This window comes from Pseudomonas sp. SWI44 (genome assembly GCF_002947915.1).
Classification (GTDB): domain Bacteria; phylum Pseudomonadota; class Gammaproteobacteria; order Pseudomonadales; family Pseudomonadaceae; genus Aquipseudomonas; species Aquipseudomonas taiwanensis.
Genome location: NZ_CP026674.1, coordinates 5,882,640 through 5,898,006 on the forward strand (window position 1 = coordinate 5,882,640; position 15,367 = coordinate 5,898,006).

At 59.3% G+C, this 15,367-nt stretch carries 10 protein-coding genes and 5 pseudogenes; 5 read left to right on the forward strand and 10 right to left on the reverse strand.

The features are described from left to right. Positions 1–47: 47 nt before the first annotated feature. Positions 48–1,709 carry a malonate decarboxylase subunit alpha gene (mdcA, locus tag C4Q26_RS27595; protein ID WP_104884010.1) on the reverse strand — a complete coding sequence of 554 codons (1,662 nt, stop codon included), beginning with the start codon at positions 1,707–1,709 and terminating at the stop codon, positions 48–50. A 147-nt stretch (positions 1,710–1,856) separates the two neighbouring features. After that, positions 1,857–2,633 (reverse strand): annotated as a pseudogene (locus C4Q26_RS27600) (RHS repeat protein); the annotation flags it as partial. A 15-nt stretch (positions 2,634–2,648) separates the two neighbouring features. Between C4Q26_RS27600 and C4Q26_RS27605 the strand changes: the two are divergent. After that, positions 2,649–2,804 (forward strand): annotated as a pseudogene (locus C4Q26_RS27605) (helix-turn-helix domain-containing protein); the annotation flags it as partial. Between the two features lie 33 nt (positions 2,805–2,837). Here the strand turns inward: C4Q26_RS27605 and C4Q26_RS27610 are convergent. The 7 genes and pseudogenes from C4Q26_RS27610 to C4Q26_RS27645 all read right to left on the reverse strand — a co-directional run. Continuing rightward, the gene (locus C4Q26_RS27610) at positions 2,838–3,587 is read right to left on the reverse strand and encodes a hypothetical protein (RefSeq protein ID WP_104884011.1); all 750 of its coding nucleotides are present in this window, start codon (positions 3,585–3,587) and stop codon (positions 2,838–2,840) included. 84 nt (positions 3,588–3,671) lie between these two features. Next, positions 3,672–4,947: pseudogene (locus C4Q26_RS27615) on the reverse strand (RHS repeat-associated core domain-containing protein); the annotation flags it as partial. Positions 4,948–4,960: 13 nt separating this feature from the next. Then, a complete protein-coding gene (locus C4Q26_RS27620; protein WP_158664868.1) occupies positions 4,961–5,557 on the reverse strand; it encodes an Imm26 family immunity protein in 597 nt (198 codons plus the stop codon). Positions 5,558–5,575: 18 nt separating this feature from the next. Continuing rightward, a pseudogene (locus tag C4Q26_RS27625) lies at positions 5,576–7,411 on the reverse strand (RHS repeat-associated core domain-containing protein); the annotation flags it as partial. A gap of 90 nt (positions 7,412–7,501) precedes the next feature. Beyond that, entirely contained in the window at positions 7,502–7,909 is a 408-nt protein-coding gene (locus C4Q26_RS28000; protein WP_158664931.1) for a hypothetical protein, read from the reverse strand. A gap of 288 nt (positions 7,910–8,197) precedes the next feature. Beyond that, positions 8,198–8,878, reverse strand: coding sequence for a hypothetical protein (locus C4Q26_RS27640; protein WP_256583349.1), 681 nt, complete (start codon positions 8,876–8,878; stop codon positions 8,198–8,200). Between the two features lie 131 nt (positions 8,879–9,009). Further along, a pseudogene (locus C4Q26_RS27645) lies at positions 9,010–9,255 on the reverse strand (type VI secretion system tip protein VgrG); the annotation flags it as partial. Positions 9,256–9,650: 395 nt separating this feature from the next. Between C4Q26_RS27645 and C4Q26_RS27650 the strand changes: the two are divergent. Both C4Q26_RS27650 and C4Q26_RS27655 read left to right on the forward strand, forming a co-directional pair. Further along, the gene (locus C4Q26_RS27650; RefSeq protein ID WP_104882528.1) at positions 9,651–10,721 is read left to right on the forward strand and encodes an enoyl-CoA hydratase/isomerase family protein; all 1,071 of its coding nucleotides are present in this window, start codon (positions 9,651–9,653) and stop codon (positions 10,719–10,721) included. A gap of 16 nt (positions 10,722–10,737) precedes the next feature. Beyond that, on the forward strand, positions 10,738–11,889 hold the full coding sequence (locus C4Q26_RS27655; protein ID WP_023380271.1) for an acyl-CoA dehydrogenase family protein: 1,152 nt from the start codon (positions 10,738–10,740) through the stop codon (positions 11,887–11,889). Positions 11,890–11,951: 62 nt separating this feature from the next. On the opposite strand, the gene C4Q26_RS27660 is transcribed toward C4Q26_RS27655, so the two are convergent. Next, positions 11,952–13,355, reverse strand: a complete 1,404-nt coding sequence (locus C4Q26_RS27660) for a cytosine permease (protein ID WP_023380270.1) — start codon at positions 13,353–13,355, stop codon at positions 11,952–11,954. A gap of 317 nt (positions 13,356–13,672) precedes the next feature. On the opposite strand from C4Q26_RS27660, the gene C4Q26_RS27665 reads away from it, so the two are divergent. Continuing rightward, positions 13,673–14,158, forward strand: coding sequence for a flavin reductase family protein (locus C4Q26_RS27665; protein ID WP_023380269.1), 486 nt, complete (start codon positions 13,673–13,675; stop codon positions 14,156–14,158). 66 nt (positions 14,159–14,224) lie between these two features. Next, positions 14,225–15,268 (forward strand): LLM class flavin-dependent oxidoreductase, encoded by a 1,044-nt coding sequence (locus C4Q26_RS27670; RefSeq protein WP_023380268.1) that lies wholly within the window; start codon positions 14,225–14,227, stop codon positions 15,266–15,268. The last annotated feature ends 99 nt before the right edge of the window (positions 15,269–15,367 follow it).

The window sequence follows — 15,367 nt, forward strand, 5'->3', positions numbered from 1 at the left end:
CAGGGGGCGGCGCGATGGCCAATCCGATTGGGGATTCAAGGTTTCCATCACCAACTCCTGAAACGCGCAGGCGGGTTGTACAAACCGCCGGACCACTCCACCAGATCGGCGATGCTGCGCGCGGCGAGCAGTTCGCGGCCGGCGTCGGTGCGTCGAATGCCCAGGTCTTCGGGCAAAGCCACCAGGCCTTGCTGGCGCAGCCGCAGGGTGACTTTCGGGTCGTGACGCAGGCCGATGGCGGTAACCCCGGCCACGGCGGCGATCATCTGCTGACGTTGTTCAAGGCTGCGTGCCTTGTACAGGTAGGCGATGCCCTCTTCGGTCAACAGGTGGGTGACGTCGTCGCCGTAGATCATTACGGGGGCCAGGGGCATGCCGGTTTTCTTCGCGACCTCGACCGCGTCGAGCGTCTCGACGAAGGTGGGTTTACCGCCCTCCTGATAGGTCTCGACCATCTGCACCACCAGTTTGCGACCACGCTCGAGCAGGGTTTGCGGCACGGTCATGTCAAGCCAGGCCGGAGTAGCATGGCGCCGTCCCCTGGGGTCGTGCCCCATGTTCGGCGCACCGCCGAAACCTGCCAGGCGGCCACGGGTGACGGTCGAGGAATGTCCATCGCCATCGACCTGCAAGGTGGCGCCGATGAACAGGTCCACTGCGTATTGCCCTGCCAGCTGGCACATCATGCGATTGGAACGCAGCGAGCCATCACGGCCGGTGAAGAACACGTCAGGGCGCTGAGCGATGTAGTCCTCCATGCCCAGCTCGGTACCGAAGCAGTGCACGCTTTCGACCCAGCCGGTCTCGATGGCCGGGATCAGGGTTGGGTGCGGGTTGAGGGTCCAGTTGCGGCAGATCTTGCCTTTGAGGCCCAGGGACTCGCCGTAGGTTGGCAGGATCAGTTCGATCGCGGCGGTATTGAAGCCGATGCCATGGTTGAGCGACTGGACCTGGTGCTTTTCGTAGATGCCACGGACGGCCATCATCGCCATCAGCACATGCACCGGCTTGATGTGACGCGGGTCGCGGGTGAACAGCGGCTCGATATAGAACGGCTTGTCGGCAACGACCACGAAATCGACCCAGGAAGCCGGAATGTCCACCCGTGGCAGGTCATCGGTACGCTCGACCAATTGGTTGACCTGGGCGATGACGATGCCATCGCTGAAGGCTGCCGGTTCCACCAAGGCCGGGGTGTCCTCGGTGCTGGGGCCGGTATACAGGTTGCCGTCGCGGTCGGCCATGAAACTTGCGACCAGGGTGACGTTGGGGATCAGGTCGACCAGCAGCCGCGAATACAGTTCGATGTAGGTGTGAATGGCGCCGACTTCCAGCAGGCCGTCTTCCAGCAGCTGGCCGATGCGCAGGCTCTGCGGGCCGGCGAAGGAGAAGTCGAGCTTGCGGGCGATGCCGCGTTCGAACAGGTCAAGGTGCTCGGCACGGCTCACGCTGGGCATGATCATGTGCAGGTCATGCAGATGCTCGGGGTCGGCCTTGGCCAGGGCGCGCGAGAGAAAGTCGGCCTGCTTCTGGTTGTTGCCTTCGAGCACGACCCGGTCGCCGGGAGCGATCAGCAACTCCAGGGCCTCGACGATCCGCTCGGTGGGCAGCACCACACTGTCGGCGAGGTGCCGGACCCGATCGAGACGACGCTGCTTCTCGGCGCGCCGCCTCGACCATTGCGGCGGTGGATTCGTTGTTATGGTCATGGGTGACTCCACGGTTCGCTGTCGTGGAGGCACATTAGGGCGGTACTGTCGGCTCGATCAATCAAGCTGGGTGCGTGATCGTTACGCTCAGGTTAACGATGGCGGGGCATTGAGCACCGTGACGACTGCAGGCGGATCAGCACGGCTTCGTCCACGCCAGTCCGGCTGACGCAACAGGCGAATCGGTACCTTGCGCAGCGCCTGCGCAACGGGCACGAAGCTGTCCGGTTCGTACAGGTAGTGCACGGTCCGCCCAGTCTCGCCTTCGTCCTGCGGTGGCGAGCTTTCCCAGGCGAGGTTGTCGCCATCCCAGCCGTACAGGGTGTAACCGCAACCCAGTTCGCGCTGGCGCTTGACGCGTTGCATCTGGTTCCAGCCACTGCCCGCACGGGGATCGTCGTAGTGATGCGCGGTCGAGTGTTTGTGCAGGCGACGGCCCAGGGCGTCGTAGCTGTACGCCACGCTGAGCTTGCCATCGTCGAAGCGGACCAGACGGTCGAACAGGTCCCAGGTCAGGCGGGCCTTGTCGCCGTTATGCAGGCGGTGGATGAGGTTGCCGCGTTCGTCGTACTGGTAATGCGTGCCGGCGTACTCGCGCAGCAGGTTGTCCATCAGCTTGTTGCGACGCGGGTCGCTTTCCAGCGGGTGGTTGAGTTCCTGGGTCTTCTGGTCCAGCAGGTTGCCGGCCGGGTCGAAGGCGAAGGTCGCGACACCCAGGCGACTGGTGGCTTGCAGCAGACGGCCCACCGGGTCGTACTGATAGGCCAGGTGACCACGGCGGGTGTCGTGGATGTCGGTCAGCTGGCCGATGGCATCGTATTGATACTGGCGCTTGAGCAACGTGGACTTGCCGTCGTGGCTACCCAGCCATTGCGCCTGCAGGCGACCCGCCGAGTCCCACGCCTGGGTCTGCTCTCTGTCGTTTCAGTCACCCGCTGATGCAAACGTTTTCAAGCCCAGCGCCTGCAAGGTTTAGTGGATCTACCGGGGCGAGGTCGCAAGCCATTATTGCCTGCCGAAGCCTTGAGGCGAACCCTTGAGCAAGTCACTCAACCGCGCATCGGTCAGCCGCGCTGGAGCTGCCGTAGCATGGCCTCGCCATCCGACTCCGCCGATTAAAATAGAGAACTAGGCCATACATGATGCTAGCAAATCGACCTCAGAAAGTTTCTCCCTAGCACTTTCACGATCAACATCAGATAAAGCCCACACCTTGAATCCAGACTTGTCAAGAATTTCACCATGCTGTGACATCACAGCATATAATAATTCGAGCTTTTTGGGAGGAAGCGCTTGTAGCTTACGCACAGAAAAAAGATTTACCGGATATACATCCCTAATATATTCATCAGTTTTACCGGCCCACTGCATCTTGAGCCACATAATAGTTTCGTCACGCCTAGACCACATTAACGGATGTTCTTCATCTGGAACATGTCGCCCAAACGCGTAACCAAAACCAAACGCGTGGCTTTCTGTATAGGCGTATGCATAATCAAAATCGACATACCATTCTGGACAGCTTAGAAAAGACTCAACCAACGATTTCAAACTGAGCTTTTCCGAAAACGCTGTTAGCAAGAGCCCTTCATCCGCAGACAAAACTGACGAAAAATCGCAATTAAGTGTCTCACTTCCCTCCCCTTTCTCCCATATCCTTTCTGAGTAAAGCTCAATTACATCAACCTTCCCCTCATTAAGTTCCTTTAGATACTTCTCCCGACCAAACTTAATTACCCTCCCGTTTTTACCACCACAACGTTCAATTTTTCCACCCACATTTTGCATGCATTGCTCGAACGCAGAGTAGTTCTTAACGAAGTCTAATTTCTCTCCTGCCACCGAATGAGCGACAAGAAAATTATAGTAGTCCACCATCTAAATTCTCCGACGAGTTCTCTCTGTCTCTGTGTAACCACCAGCACGATCACCCAAGCCTTTCAAGGTACTTCTTCCTTTCGACTACAACTCCTTCAGGTTATCGGTTGGTGAAGGTACTTCAACAATATCTACTTCCCCATCTTTCCTTAGCCCAGTAACATCCGGACGAGTAATCGGGTCTGTAGGTACCCCTGTCACGGTCTTGACTGCTACGTTAACGCCAATTTTTTCATATTGGCCGCTGTTGGCCATCTGCTCCGCCATACCCTCGGATATTTGAGCATGACCATCACCACCAGTCTTCTGCCCAGTACCGATAATTGGACAGCCATTAACGAGTCTTACTGGCTGCTTTTTCGCTAATCCAAGAGGATCAATCCACTCCACAGGGTTCGGCGCATAGGCAAACAGGTTTAAACCGCCCAACCCTCGGATCATAGTACCGATACCGGTTGTAATGCAGCCCGGTCTCATGATCGTGGTACTGCCCCTGGAAGCGAATCGGGTTGGTCATCCCAACCTGCTTGGCCCACTCCGAGCGCACCTCGCGCACGTCACCCCACGCCTTGTACTGCCCCGCCCACGCCACCTCTCCGTGGTGGTCGGTCAGTTCCATCGGCGTACCGAGGTGATCGCACTGGTACCAGGCAATCGCATCGATCGGCTGCGGTTTCACTTCGTGCTGCCACAGCGGGTCCTGGTCGATGTCGTATTCGCGTCCACGCCAGTCCGGCTGCCGCAACAGGCGAATCGGTGCCCTGCGCAGGGCCTGCGCGACGGGCACGAAGCTGTCCGGTTCGTACAGGTAATGCACGGTCCGCCCGGTTTCGCCTTCGTCCTGTGGCGGCGAGCTTTCCCAGGCGAGGTTGTCGCCATCCCAGCCGTACAGGGTGTAACCGCAACCCAGTTCGCGCTGGCGCTTGGCGCGTTGCATCTGGTTCCAGCCGCTGCCCGCACGGGGATCGTCGTAGTGATGCGCGGTCGAGTGTTTGTGCAGGCGACGGCCCAGCGCGTCGTAGCTGTATGCCACGCTGAGCTTGCCATCGTCGAAGCGGACCAGACGGTCGAACAGGTCCCAGGTCAGGCGGGCTTTATCGCCGTTGTGCAGGCGGTGGATGAGGTTGCCGCGTTCGTCGTACTGGTAATGCGTGCCGGCGTACTCGCGCAGCAGGTTGTCCATCAGCTTGTTGCGACGCGGGTCGCTTTCCAGCGGGCGGTTGAGTTCCTGGGTCTTCTGGTCCAGCAGGTTGCCGGCCGGGTCGAAGGCGAAGGTCTCGACACCCAGGCGACTGGTGGCTTGCAGCAGGCGGCCCACCGGGTCGTACTGATAGGCCAGGTGACCACGGCGGGTGTCGTGACGAAATGAAGGCTCAGCCCTTAACTTTCTTTTTCCAAACGCTGAATTGCTTCGCCAAATTTGCTTCGACAGACTCTGCCAAGGCAATTACATCGCTGACAGCATCAGGGGCGTCGACACGTTCCGCAGCATTCAGCTTGTGGTAGTCATATGGTTCGTCACTTTCAAATCTGCCTGCTAGATGCGCGTTGACCCTAAAAATCAAGTGCAACGTACGCCAACAGATTGACCGTTCAAAACCCTTTCCTTCAGACTTAATACCCTTAGGTTGCTTCTCACCACCGACCCAGAGATATGGCACAAACTCTAGAACAATATCTTGGTAGCCAGATTTAGATCTGTCGTAATCAGGGTCATGAAAAACCACCCTCCAACGGGGAATCTCCGGGAAATTAAAAGAGCAAAGAACAGGTCTAAAAAGACGCTCACTCGTATCTACCTCGCCGATATCTGCAGGTAGCGCCTTGTAAAACTTTTTGAAGACCTCTATCAAATAGCCCGCATTTCCAGAAACCGCACCTATATAGCGAGCCATAACAAAGCCCTTTCCATCCATTTCGCTTAGCGCAGGAATACAAAAAAAATCTCCCGGAGTGATGCTTTTATTCACTTTTCCCACTCGTCCTCCTCACAACTCGCACAGCGCAGTACTTTTCTTGGCATTCTTATACTCCGCCAAATGCGAAAGTCCACGCTCATCAGTTCTTGACTTGTTGATTGGCTCAATTACGTTTCTAGGGAAGCCAGTTTTAGCCCCATAGCTTTCGACATAGAATTGTTCCTTACCTTTCGCCTGAGTATATGTTAAATCACTTTCTATCACTCTAAGCTCGCCCTGCCCCAGCCTCTGGGTCTGCTTATGCTGCTGTTCTCGAGCAGCTGGGTCCTGAGCTGTATGTCCAACATAGAATGGCTTTTCCTTACCGGGATTGTATAGGCCATATACTGCATAACCCGGTGCGTCCAATACTGTTGGCGTGAGCCCAAGAGAGTCGTACCAATAAATAGGGTTAGGAGTATAGGCATACAGGTTCAAGCCACCGCCGTAACTAATGGGGTCCTGACTCACGAACCGCCCAACCCTCGGATCATAGTACCGATACCGGTTGTAATGCAGCCCGGTCTCGTGATCGTGGTACTGCCCCTGGAAGCGAATCGGGTTGCTCATCCCAACCTGCTTGGCCCAGTCCGAGCGCACCTCGCGCACGTCACCCCACGCCTTGTACTGCCCCGCCCACGCCACCTCTCCGTGGTGGTCGGTCAGCTCCATCGGCGTACCGAGGTGATCGCACTGATACCAGGCAATCGCATCGATCGGCTGCGGCTTCACTTCGTGTTGCCACAGCGGGTCCTGGTCGATGTCGTATTCGCGTCCACGCCAGTCCGGCTGCCGTAACAGGCGAATCGGTGCCTTGCGCAGCGCCTGCGCAACGGGCACGAAGCTGTCCGGTTCGTACAGGTAATGCACGGTCCGCCCGGTTTCGCCTTCGTCCTGCGGCGGCGAGCTTTCCCAGGCGAGGTTGTCGCCATCCCAGCCGTACAGGGTGTAACCGCAACCCAGTTCGCGCTGGCGCTTGGCGCGTTGCATCTGGTTCCAGCCACTGCCCGCACGGGGATCGTCGTAGTGATGCGCGGTCGAGTGTTTGTGCAGGCGACGGCCCAGGGCGTCGTAGCTGTACGCCACGCTGAGCTTGCCATCGTCGAAGCGGACCAGACGGTCGAACAGGTCCCAGGTCAGGCGGGCCTTGTCGCCGTTATGCAGGCGGTGGATGAGGTTGCCGCGTTCGTCGTACTGGTAATGCGTGCCGGCGTACTCGCGCAGCAGGTTGTCCATCAGCTTGTTGCGACGCGGGTCGCTTTCCAGCGGGCGGTTGAGTTCCTGGGTCTTCTGGTCCAGCAGGTTGCCGGCCGGGTCGAAGGCGAAGGTCGCGACACCCAGGCGACTGGTGGCTTGCAGCAGACGGCCCACCGGGTCGTACTGATAGGCCAGGTGACCACGGCGGGTGTCGTGGATGTCGGTCAGCTGGCCGATGGCATCGTATTGATACTGGCGCTTGAGCAACGTGGACTTGCCGTCGTGGCTACCCAGCCATTGCGCCTGCAAGCGACCTGCCGGGTCCCACGCCTGGGTCTGCATCAGCTGGTTGCCCTGATGCCGGACCACCTCACGGTGCAGAGCATCGCGCTCGTAGGCCAGCAGCTCATGCTGGTCAAGGGTCATGCCCAGCACGTGACCGCTGCCGTAGGTGAGCGTGCTGACCTTATGGCCATCGGGACGAATCGTCGCCGTGCGCAGGTTCAGCGCGTCGTACTCGTGCCTCCACACCGCGACCATCGGCACAGCGGTCTTGAGGTAGTACTGATGCTCGCGAGTGAGGTTGCCCGCTTCGTCATGGAACCATTGCAGCTTGCTGTCGGCATTGATGGCCTGGATCAGCTTGCCATTGCCGTCGTAGGCAAAAGTTGCCTAGCACCTTGCCCAACCAAGTCCAGCAGTTGCCGGTTCCTGCTTTTGACCAGTTGACCACGCCGTCCTAGTCTAGCGCGACACTAATTAGCCACTTAACTTCGCACGGGCTTTGTTAACTGAATCCTTAAGCAAAAGAACATCGCTCTCGGTAATCTTCAGACTCTTTATTTCCTTCATCATTTCGATTGAGCGAAGCACGGCATCAAGCATTAAGCTCACCTGCCTTGACTCATCCGCCTCTTTGAACTCATTGACAGGTATTTGAACGCGAACTTCAATAACCTTACGCGCCTTGTGGTACTTCTTCACTTCGGGATAGTCAATGACTCGCTCGTCTGGCATTAAGATTGAAATGAACGTCCACGAGTTCGCGCCACATTCTAGCGAAACATCAGACAGAGTCTCTACCAGTACATCTTTTACTCTTTTTCGAGCAATTTGAGCGGCATTTCCGACAATAACATGTTGTTCACTTGAAGTGCTAAAAATCATACGGCACCTTAATAATCGCTTTTATTCAGAGGAGGTCTTTTGCCGTCTTTACTTACAGCCTTGTAATCCAATATCTGCTGATGCTGCCACGCATGCATTTCCCACTTTGTCCCTGATGCCTCCTCCTGCATATATGCGTTATTTTCCTTGAGATATTTTTCTGTATACCTGCGTTTACCCATAGTAGTCTCACCGTAGTTTAGAACGCTATGATCGTCTTCATCCCTCAAGGTATATCCAATAGCGGGTTTAGTGGAATTGAGACTATTCCCATGAGTACCATCCTTCTCACACGTACGCCCCGAAGAAGTTGCTGATCGCCGCCTTGGGGTCGTTGAGCAACTGGTCGCTGGCGGCTGCCATCTGCTTGCTCGCCGCCGCCTTGTCGCCCTGGGCGTCGAGTTGGCCGAGCACGACTTTCTCCAGGCCCGTGGCAATTTCGCCAGTCACCTTGGTACCCAGATCGCCCGCGTCCTTGAGAATGCCGGCGATCTTTGGCTGTGCCTGGGTCACAAAGTCGTCGAGGGTCCCGGCGATGGTGGCGTTGAGGTGGCCCATCAGCACCGTGATCAGCGAGTCGCCCAGCAGCATCTTGGCGCTGTTGCGCAGCTCCTGGCGGACCAGGAACAAGGTCGGGCGCAAGCTCATGCGGGCGGCGGCCATGGTCGGCGGCGCTGGCAATACGCCGATCAGGTTGATGCCCAGGCTGACCCAGTCGAGCACCTGGCGGTGCTTGCTCTTGACCAGGGTGACCACATCGCCCAGGGCGTCGACCAGGGCCATGATGTTGCCCACCACCGGCAAGGCACCGGCCACGGTCTTGATCCGTTCGAGGGTGACGTAGCCGCTGCTGACCGACTGCAACCAGGCGTCGAAGGCGGCGGCGCCGCGGCCCACGTCCTTGGCGTCGATGGTGTTGAGTGGGGCGACCGCGACTTGCGCTTCACGTTGCTTGGTTTCGCCACTCATGCCAGCACCTCACTGCCCAGCGGGCGCTTGGCCGGGTTGGCGGGAGGGCTCAGCGTCGGCAGCGTCGGCAGTTGCACCTGTTGCAGCGCGGCCTGGCCGCTCTGGGCCAGTTTCATGCCGGTGCTGGCCAGGGACTTGCCCTTGACGGCGCGATGGATCAGGCCGTGCAGACTGCGGCCGGCGTCGCCGAGCTGGAGGAAGGCGGGTTTGTGCAGCAGGCGTTCCAGGTCCAGCGAAGGGCGTTCGCTGACCAGCTCGAGGTCAATGGCATAGGCGTGGCTGATGGCTTCCGTGCCGTTGAAGGCGAGGACCTGGAAATCGTGCTCCAGGCCGTCGATGTGCAAGCTGAAATGGGTCTGGTTCGCGGCGGCAAACATCCCTGTCCTCCTTTAGGAAAACGTAGTGAAAACGACTGCGACCTGACAGGTGAACGTGGCAAGTCGCGGTGCGAGAACGGTACGGGGACGCGCTTCCCATGTATGTCAGATGCAGTTCGACACGACTCGTGGGATACGGACTACATCGAGCGAGATCGGTAAGCGTGACGTTTCACGGTGCAAGGATCGAAGGTGGCCAGCGACGGACGACGCGGGGACGCGACAGCGCTAAAGTTGCATGACTTGTCCGGAAGGCGCGCACATAAGGCAAAAATGCAGGACACCCCTGCAGATTTGTCGATTGTGCACGGTAAATTCGCATGCCACGATCCTGCGACACTCCAGCGCACTCCAGACTTCACTTGGAAAATCAATAACAAAGCAGGGAGAACGCGATGACCGCGCATGCTCACATCTCGGCAACGGATCACGTTTTGGCCGAGGTTCGCAACCACATTGGCCACCTCACCCTCAACCGCCCTACCGGCCTCAACGCCCTGACCCTCGACATGGTGCGCAGCCTGCGCCAGCACTTGGACCGGTGGGCCGAGGACGCACAGGTAAAGGCCGTGGTTCTGCGCGGCGAAGGCCCCAAGGGCTTCTGCGCCGGTGGCGATATCCGCTCGCTGCATGACAGCTTCAAGGCTGGTGACAGGCTTCACGAAGATTTCTTCGTCGAGGAATATGCCCTCGACCTGCTCATCCATCGCTACCGCAAACCGGTTCTGGTGCTGATGGACGGTTTCACCCTCGGCGGCGGCATGGGCCTGGCCCAAGGCGCGGACCTGCGCATCGTCACCGAGCGCAGCCGCCTGGGCATGCCCGAGGTGGGCATCGGTTACTTCCCGGACGTGGGCGGCAGTTATTTCCTGCCGCGCATTCCCGGTGAACTAGGCATCTACCTGGGGGTCAGTGGCGTGCAGATCCAGGCCACCGATGCCCTGTACTGCGGGCTGGCCGACTGGTACCTGGCCAGCGACGCCCTCACTGCCCTGGAGCAAGGCCTGGATAACATCACGTTCGGCGAATACCCACTCAAGGACCTGCAAAACCTGATGGCCACCCTCGGCACCCAGACCCTGAACGATGCCCCTCTGGAAAAGCTGCGCCCCGTCATCGACCACTTCTTCGCCCAACCCGACCCGCTCGCAATCATCGAGCAACTGCGCGCGGTCAGCATCGGTGACAGTCGCCCGTGGGCCATAGCCACAGCCGACCTGCTGGAAAGCCGTTCGCCGCTGGCCATGGCAGTGACCTTGGAGATGCTGCGCCGAGGCCGCCACCTGGCACTGGAAGACTGCTTCGCCATGGAGTTGCACCTGGACCGCCAGTGGTTCCAGCACGGCGATATCATCGAAGGCGTACGCGCCCTGATCGTCGACAAGGACAAACAACCACGCTGGAATCCGCCGACCTTGAGCGGGCTGAGCCGCCAGCGGGTCGACCAATTCTTCGAAGGCCTGTGAGCCTGGGAGTACGCACATGCAAGACCTGGAACTGAGCGAAGAGCAGATCATGATCCGCGACATGGCCCGGGACTTTGCCCGCGGCGAGATCGCCCCCCACGCCCAGGCTTGGGAAAAGGCCGGCTGGATCGATGACGCCGTGGTGAAGAAAATGGGCGAACTGGGCCTGCTTGGCATGGTGGTGCCTGAAGACTTTGGCGGCAGCTACACCGACTATGTCGCCTACGCCCTGGCCGTCGAGGAGATCGCTGCTGGCTGCGGCGCTACCGGGGCGATGATGAGCATTCACAACTCCGTCGGTTGCGGCCCGCTGCTGGCTTATGGCACGCCCGAGCAGCAACAGGCCTGGCTACCGCGCCTGGCCAGCGGCGAAGTCATCGGTTGCTTCTGCCTGACCGAGCCGCAAGCCGGCTCCGAAGCGCACAACCTGCGCACCCGTGCAGAGCTGGTCAACGGCGAATGGGTGATCAACGGCTCCAAGCAGTTCGTCAGCAACGCCCGCCGTGCCGGACTGGCCATCGTCTTCGCCGTCACCGACCCGGAGCTGGGCAAGAAGGGTCTTTCTGCCTTTCTGGTGCCGACCGACAATCCGGGGTTCAAGGTCGACCGTAGCGAGCACAAGATGGGCATCCGCGCTTCGGATACCTGCGCGGTCTCCCTCGACAACTGCCGTATCCCGGCCGCCAACATCCTTGGCGAGCGCGGCAAGGGCCTGGCTATCGCCCTCTCCAACCTCGAAGGCGGGCGGATAGGCATCGCCGCCCAAGCCTTGGGGATAGCCCGCGCGGCATTCGAGGCTGCCCTTCTCTATTCGCGCGACCGTGTGCAGTTCGGCAAGCCGATCAATGAACACCAGAGCATCGCTAACCTGCTGGCCGACATGCAGGTACAGGTCAATGCCGCGCGCCTGTTGATACTGCATGCTGCGCGCCTGCGCAGCGCGGGCAAGCCGTGCTTGTCGGAAGCATCCCAGGCCAAGCTGTTCGCTTCGGAAATGGCCGAGCGCGTGTGTTCGATGGCGATTCAGGTGCACGGAGGCTATGGCTACCTGGAAGACTATCCGGTGGAGCGGTATTACCGCGATGCGCGGATCACGCAGATCTATGAGGGCTCGAGCGAGATCCAGCGGATGCTGATCGCTCGGGAACTGAAGCACTATCCGTTGTAGGCCCCCCGAAAACGAAGATGGCGCTGCCAAAGCAGCGCCATCACGGTCGTTACGAAGCCCAGTCAGTCATTCGCACTGACAACCTGCCCCGCTTTCTCTTCCTTGCCTCGGGTCGCCAGGCAGTAATAGAGCGGCACCGTCACCAACAAGCCAAACAGCCACGACAGGTCGGCCCCCTCGACGATGTTCGAGTAGGGCCCGACATACAGCGAAGTGTTGGCGAACGGCAACTGCACCAGGATCCCGCAGGCATAGGCGACAATCGCATGGTGGTTGAAGCGCCCGTAGATACCGCCATCGGCGCGGAAGATCGAGGCAATGTCGTACTGGCCTTTCTTGATCAGGTAGAAGTCGATCAAGTTGATCGAGGCCCACGGTACGAGCACCAGCAGTAGCGCCAGGATCAGGCCGATGAACTGACCGATGAAGTCCGCCGATGCATTGAGCGCTACCAGGCCGCAGCCCACCAAGATCAGCGACGCCAAAATCACCCGCACCTTGATGCTCGGGGTCCACTGGGCGACGAAGGTCTGGATGGCCGTGACGATCGACAGCACCGCGCCATAGAGGTTGAGGGCGTTATGGCTGATGATGTTGAGCAGGAACAGCACCATCAGGATCGGCCCCAGCCAACCGGTGGCTTGCTTGACCGCGTCCATCGCATCGGTACCTTGCGGCACGCACAGCACCGCCACGGCACCGAAACTGAAGCACAAAATGGTGCCCAGTGTGGCGCCGAAATAGGTCGCCCAGAATGGCTTGGCGATGCCTACCTCGCGCGGCAGGTAGCGCGAGTAGTCGGAGGTGTACGGCGAGAAGCTGATCTGCCAGATAGTGCCGAGCGACACCGTGGCGATGAAGCCTGACAGGTTGAACCCTCCGCGGCTGAAGAAGTCAGCCGGCAGCTGCTGGGCGAACATCATGATGAAGCCTGCCAGCAATGCCGAGCCCATCACCCAGGTGCCAATACGGTTCAAGGTGTGGATGAAGCGGTAACCGATCACACCAATGGCCGTTGCGCTCAGCGCACCAATGACGATGGCAGTGGGCATCGGCACGCTGGGGGCGATGCCATGGATCGACTTGCCCGCCAACACAATGTTGGAAATGAAGAAGCCCACATAAATGAGCGCCGTGAAGAACACGATCAGTAAGGCGCCATAGCGGCCGAATTGGCCACGGCTCTGGACCATCTGCGGAATGCCCAACTGCGGTCCCTGGGCAGAGGCCAAGGCGATGACCACGCCCCCGGCAAGATGGCCCAGCACGATGGCGACCAACCCCCACAACAGATTCAGGTGGAATACCTGGACCACCATGGCGCCGGTGACGATGGGCAGGGGCGCTATGTTGGTGCTGAACCAAAGGGTGAACAGATCACGCGCCTTCCCATGGCGCTCGGCAGGTGGAACGTAATCGACCGTGTGATTCTCGACAAACTGGTGTTGCGACGACGGTTGGGACATAGGTTTTCAGCTCGAAAGGTCGTTTTTATCTTTGTAAGGAAACCGCGCGGGGCGGCCTCTCAGCTGAAGACCATATTATGGTATTCCAAACTTTTGACAACACTGATGCGGCTGAAAAATGTGTAACTGATCCGGTTCAGCAGCACCCGCAATGCTTGCTTGATTTTTTCAAAGCCGCTGTTCATGCGGCCTTGCGCCATTCATCGTGATTTTTACCCGGTGTAAAATTCCACTTGCAAATCGAGTATTACGGTATACCATCAGACACATCAACGATAAAAACCGCGGACCACCGCAGCCCTCTCGAGGTATTCGCCATGATCGATGCAACCGTCTACAAGCATGTCCTGGGCTCCTTCCCGTCCGGCGTCACGGTCATCACCACCCTGGACGACGATGGTTCGATCGTCGGCCTTACCGCAAGCGCATTTTCTTCCCTGTCCATGGACCCGCCGCTGGTGCTGTTCTGCCCGAACTACAGCTCCGATTCCTACCCGGTACTGATGCGCAACAAGCGCTTTGCCATCCACCTGCTCTCTGGCGAGCAACAGACCGAAGCCTACGCGTTCGCCAAGAAAGGCAAGGACAAGGCCGCTGGTATCGAGTGGACTTTGAGCGAGCTTGGCAACCCCATTCTGGCCGGCGCCACCGCCGTCATCGAATGCGAATTGTGGCGTGAATACGAAGGCGGCGACCACGCCATCATGGTCGGCAAGGTGCACAACCTGATCGTGCCCGAAGAGGCCCCACGGCCGATGGTCTACTGCCGCGGCAAGATGGCCAGCCTGCCCGCCTTCGCCTGAGCCACCTATCGTCATCAATGACGCCTGGCGCACCAGGCGACACCTTAAAGCTCCGAGGAAAGCCCCATGAAATTTTCGTTGTTCGTGCACATGGAACGTTGGGATGAACAGGTCAGCCATCGCCAGCTGTTCGAAGACCTGACCGAACTGACCCTGATGGCCGAGAACGGCGGTTTCAGCACCGTGTGGATCGGCGAACACCACGCCATGGAATACACCATCTCGCCGAGCCCGATGCCGCTGCTGGCCTACCTGGCCGCGCGCACCGAGAAAATCCGCCTGGGCGCCGGCACCATCATCGCGCCGTTCTGGAACCCTATCCGCGTGGCCGGTGAATGCGCCCTGCTGGACGTGATCAGCAACGGTCGCATGGAAGTGGGCCTGGCCCGTGGCGCCTATCAGTTCGAGTTCGACCGCATGGCCGGCGGCATGCCCGCCACCGACGGAGGCAAGGCGCTGCGTGAAATGGTGCCGGCCGTACGCAAGCTGTGGGAAGGCGATTACGCCCATGAGGGTGAGGTTTACAAGTTCCCGACCTCCACCAGCGTGCCCAAGCCCGTGCAAAAAGGCATGCCCCCGATGTGGATCGCCGCGCGCGACCCGGACTCGCACAATTTCGCTGTGAAAAACGGCTGCAACGTCATGGTCACCCCGCTGATGAAGGGCGACGAAGAAGTGCTGGACCTGAAGAACAAGTTCCAGGCCGCACTCGACAACAACCCCGAAGTACCGCGCCCGCAACTGATGGTGCTGCGTCACACCCACGTACACAGCCCGTCGGAGCCCGAAGGCTGGAAGGTTGGCGCCCAGGCCATCTCGCGCTTCTACCGCACCTTCGACGCCTGGTTCGGCAACAAGACCACGCCGGTCAACGGATTCCTCGAGCCAAGCCCGGAGTCCAAGTTCGCTGAAGTGCCGGCGTTCGCGCTGGAGAATATCCGCAAGAACACCATGATCGGCACGCCGGAAGAAATCATCGCGCGCATCAAGTACTACCAGGAACTGGGCGTCGACGAGTTCAGCTTCTGGTGCGACAACAGCCTGCCCCACGCCGAGAAGAAAAAGTCGCTCGAACTCTTCATCAAGGAAGTGGTGCCGGCGTTCGCCTGAATTCCCATTGCCTGAAACCGTTGCGGGATGAGCCCGCTCCCGCGGGCCCTCGTGGCCCGCGTGAGCGGGCATTTTTTTGCATGGGCGGCGTTCCCATCG

Bases quoted from the DNA above. Each gene is read 5' to 3' on its own strand.
- mdcA (WP_104884010.1), bottom strand. From the start codon at position 1,709: ATGACCATAACAACGAATCCACCGCCGCAATGGTCGAGGCGGCGCGCC.
- C4Q26_RS27610 (WP_104884011.1), bottom strand. From the start codon at position 3,587: ATGGTGGACTACTATAATTTTCTTGTCGCTCATTCGGTGGCAGGAGAG.
- C4Q26_RS28000 (WP_158664931.1), bottom strand. From the start codon at position 7,909: ATGATTTTTAGCACTTCAAGTGAACAACATGTTATTGTCGGAAATGCC.
- C4Q26_RS27640 (WP_256583349.1), bottom strand. From the start codon at position 8,878: ATGAGTGGCGAAACCAAGCAACGTGAAGCGCAAGTCGCGGTCGCCCCA.
- C4Q26_RS27650 (WP_104882528.1), top strand. From the start codon at position 9,651: ATGACCGCGCATGCTCACATCTCGGCAACGGATCACGTTTTGGCCGAG.
- C4Q26_RS27655 (WP_023380271.1), top strand. From the start codon at position 10,738: ATGCAAGACCTGGAACTGAGCGAAGAGCAGATCATGATCCGCGACATG.
- C4Q26_RS27660 (WP_023380270.1), bottom strand. From the start codon at position 13,355: ATGTCCCAACCGTCGTCGCAACACCAGTTTGTCGAGAATCACACGGTC.
- C4Q26_RS27665 (WP_023380269.1), top strand. From the start codon at position 13,673: ATGATCGATGCAACCGTCTACAAGCATGTCCTGGGCTCCTTCCCGTCC.
- C4Q26_RS27670 (WP_023380268.1), top strand. From the start codon at position 14,225: ATGAAATTTTCGTTGTTCGTGCACATGGAACGTTGGGATGAACAGGTC.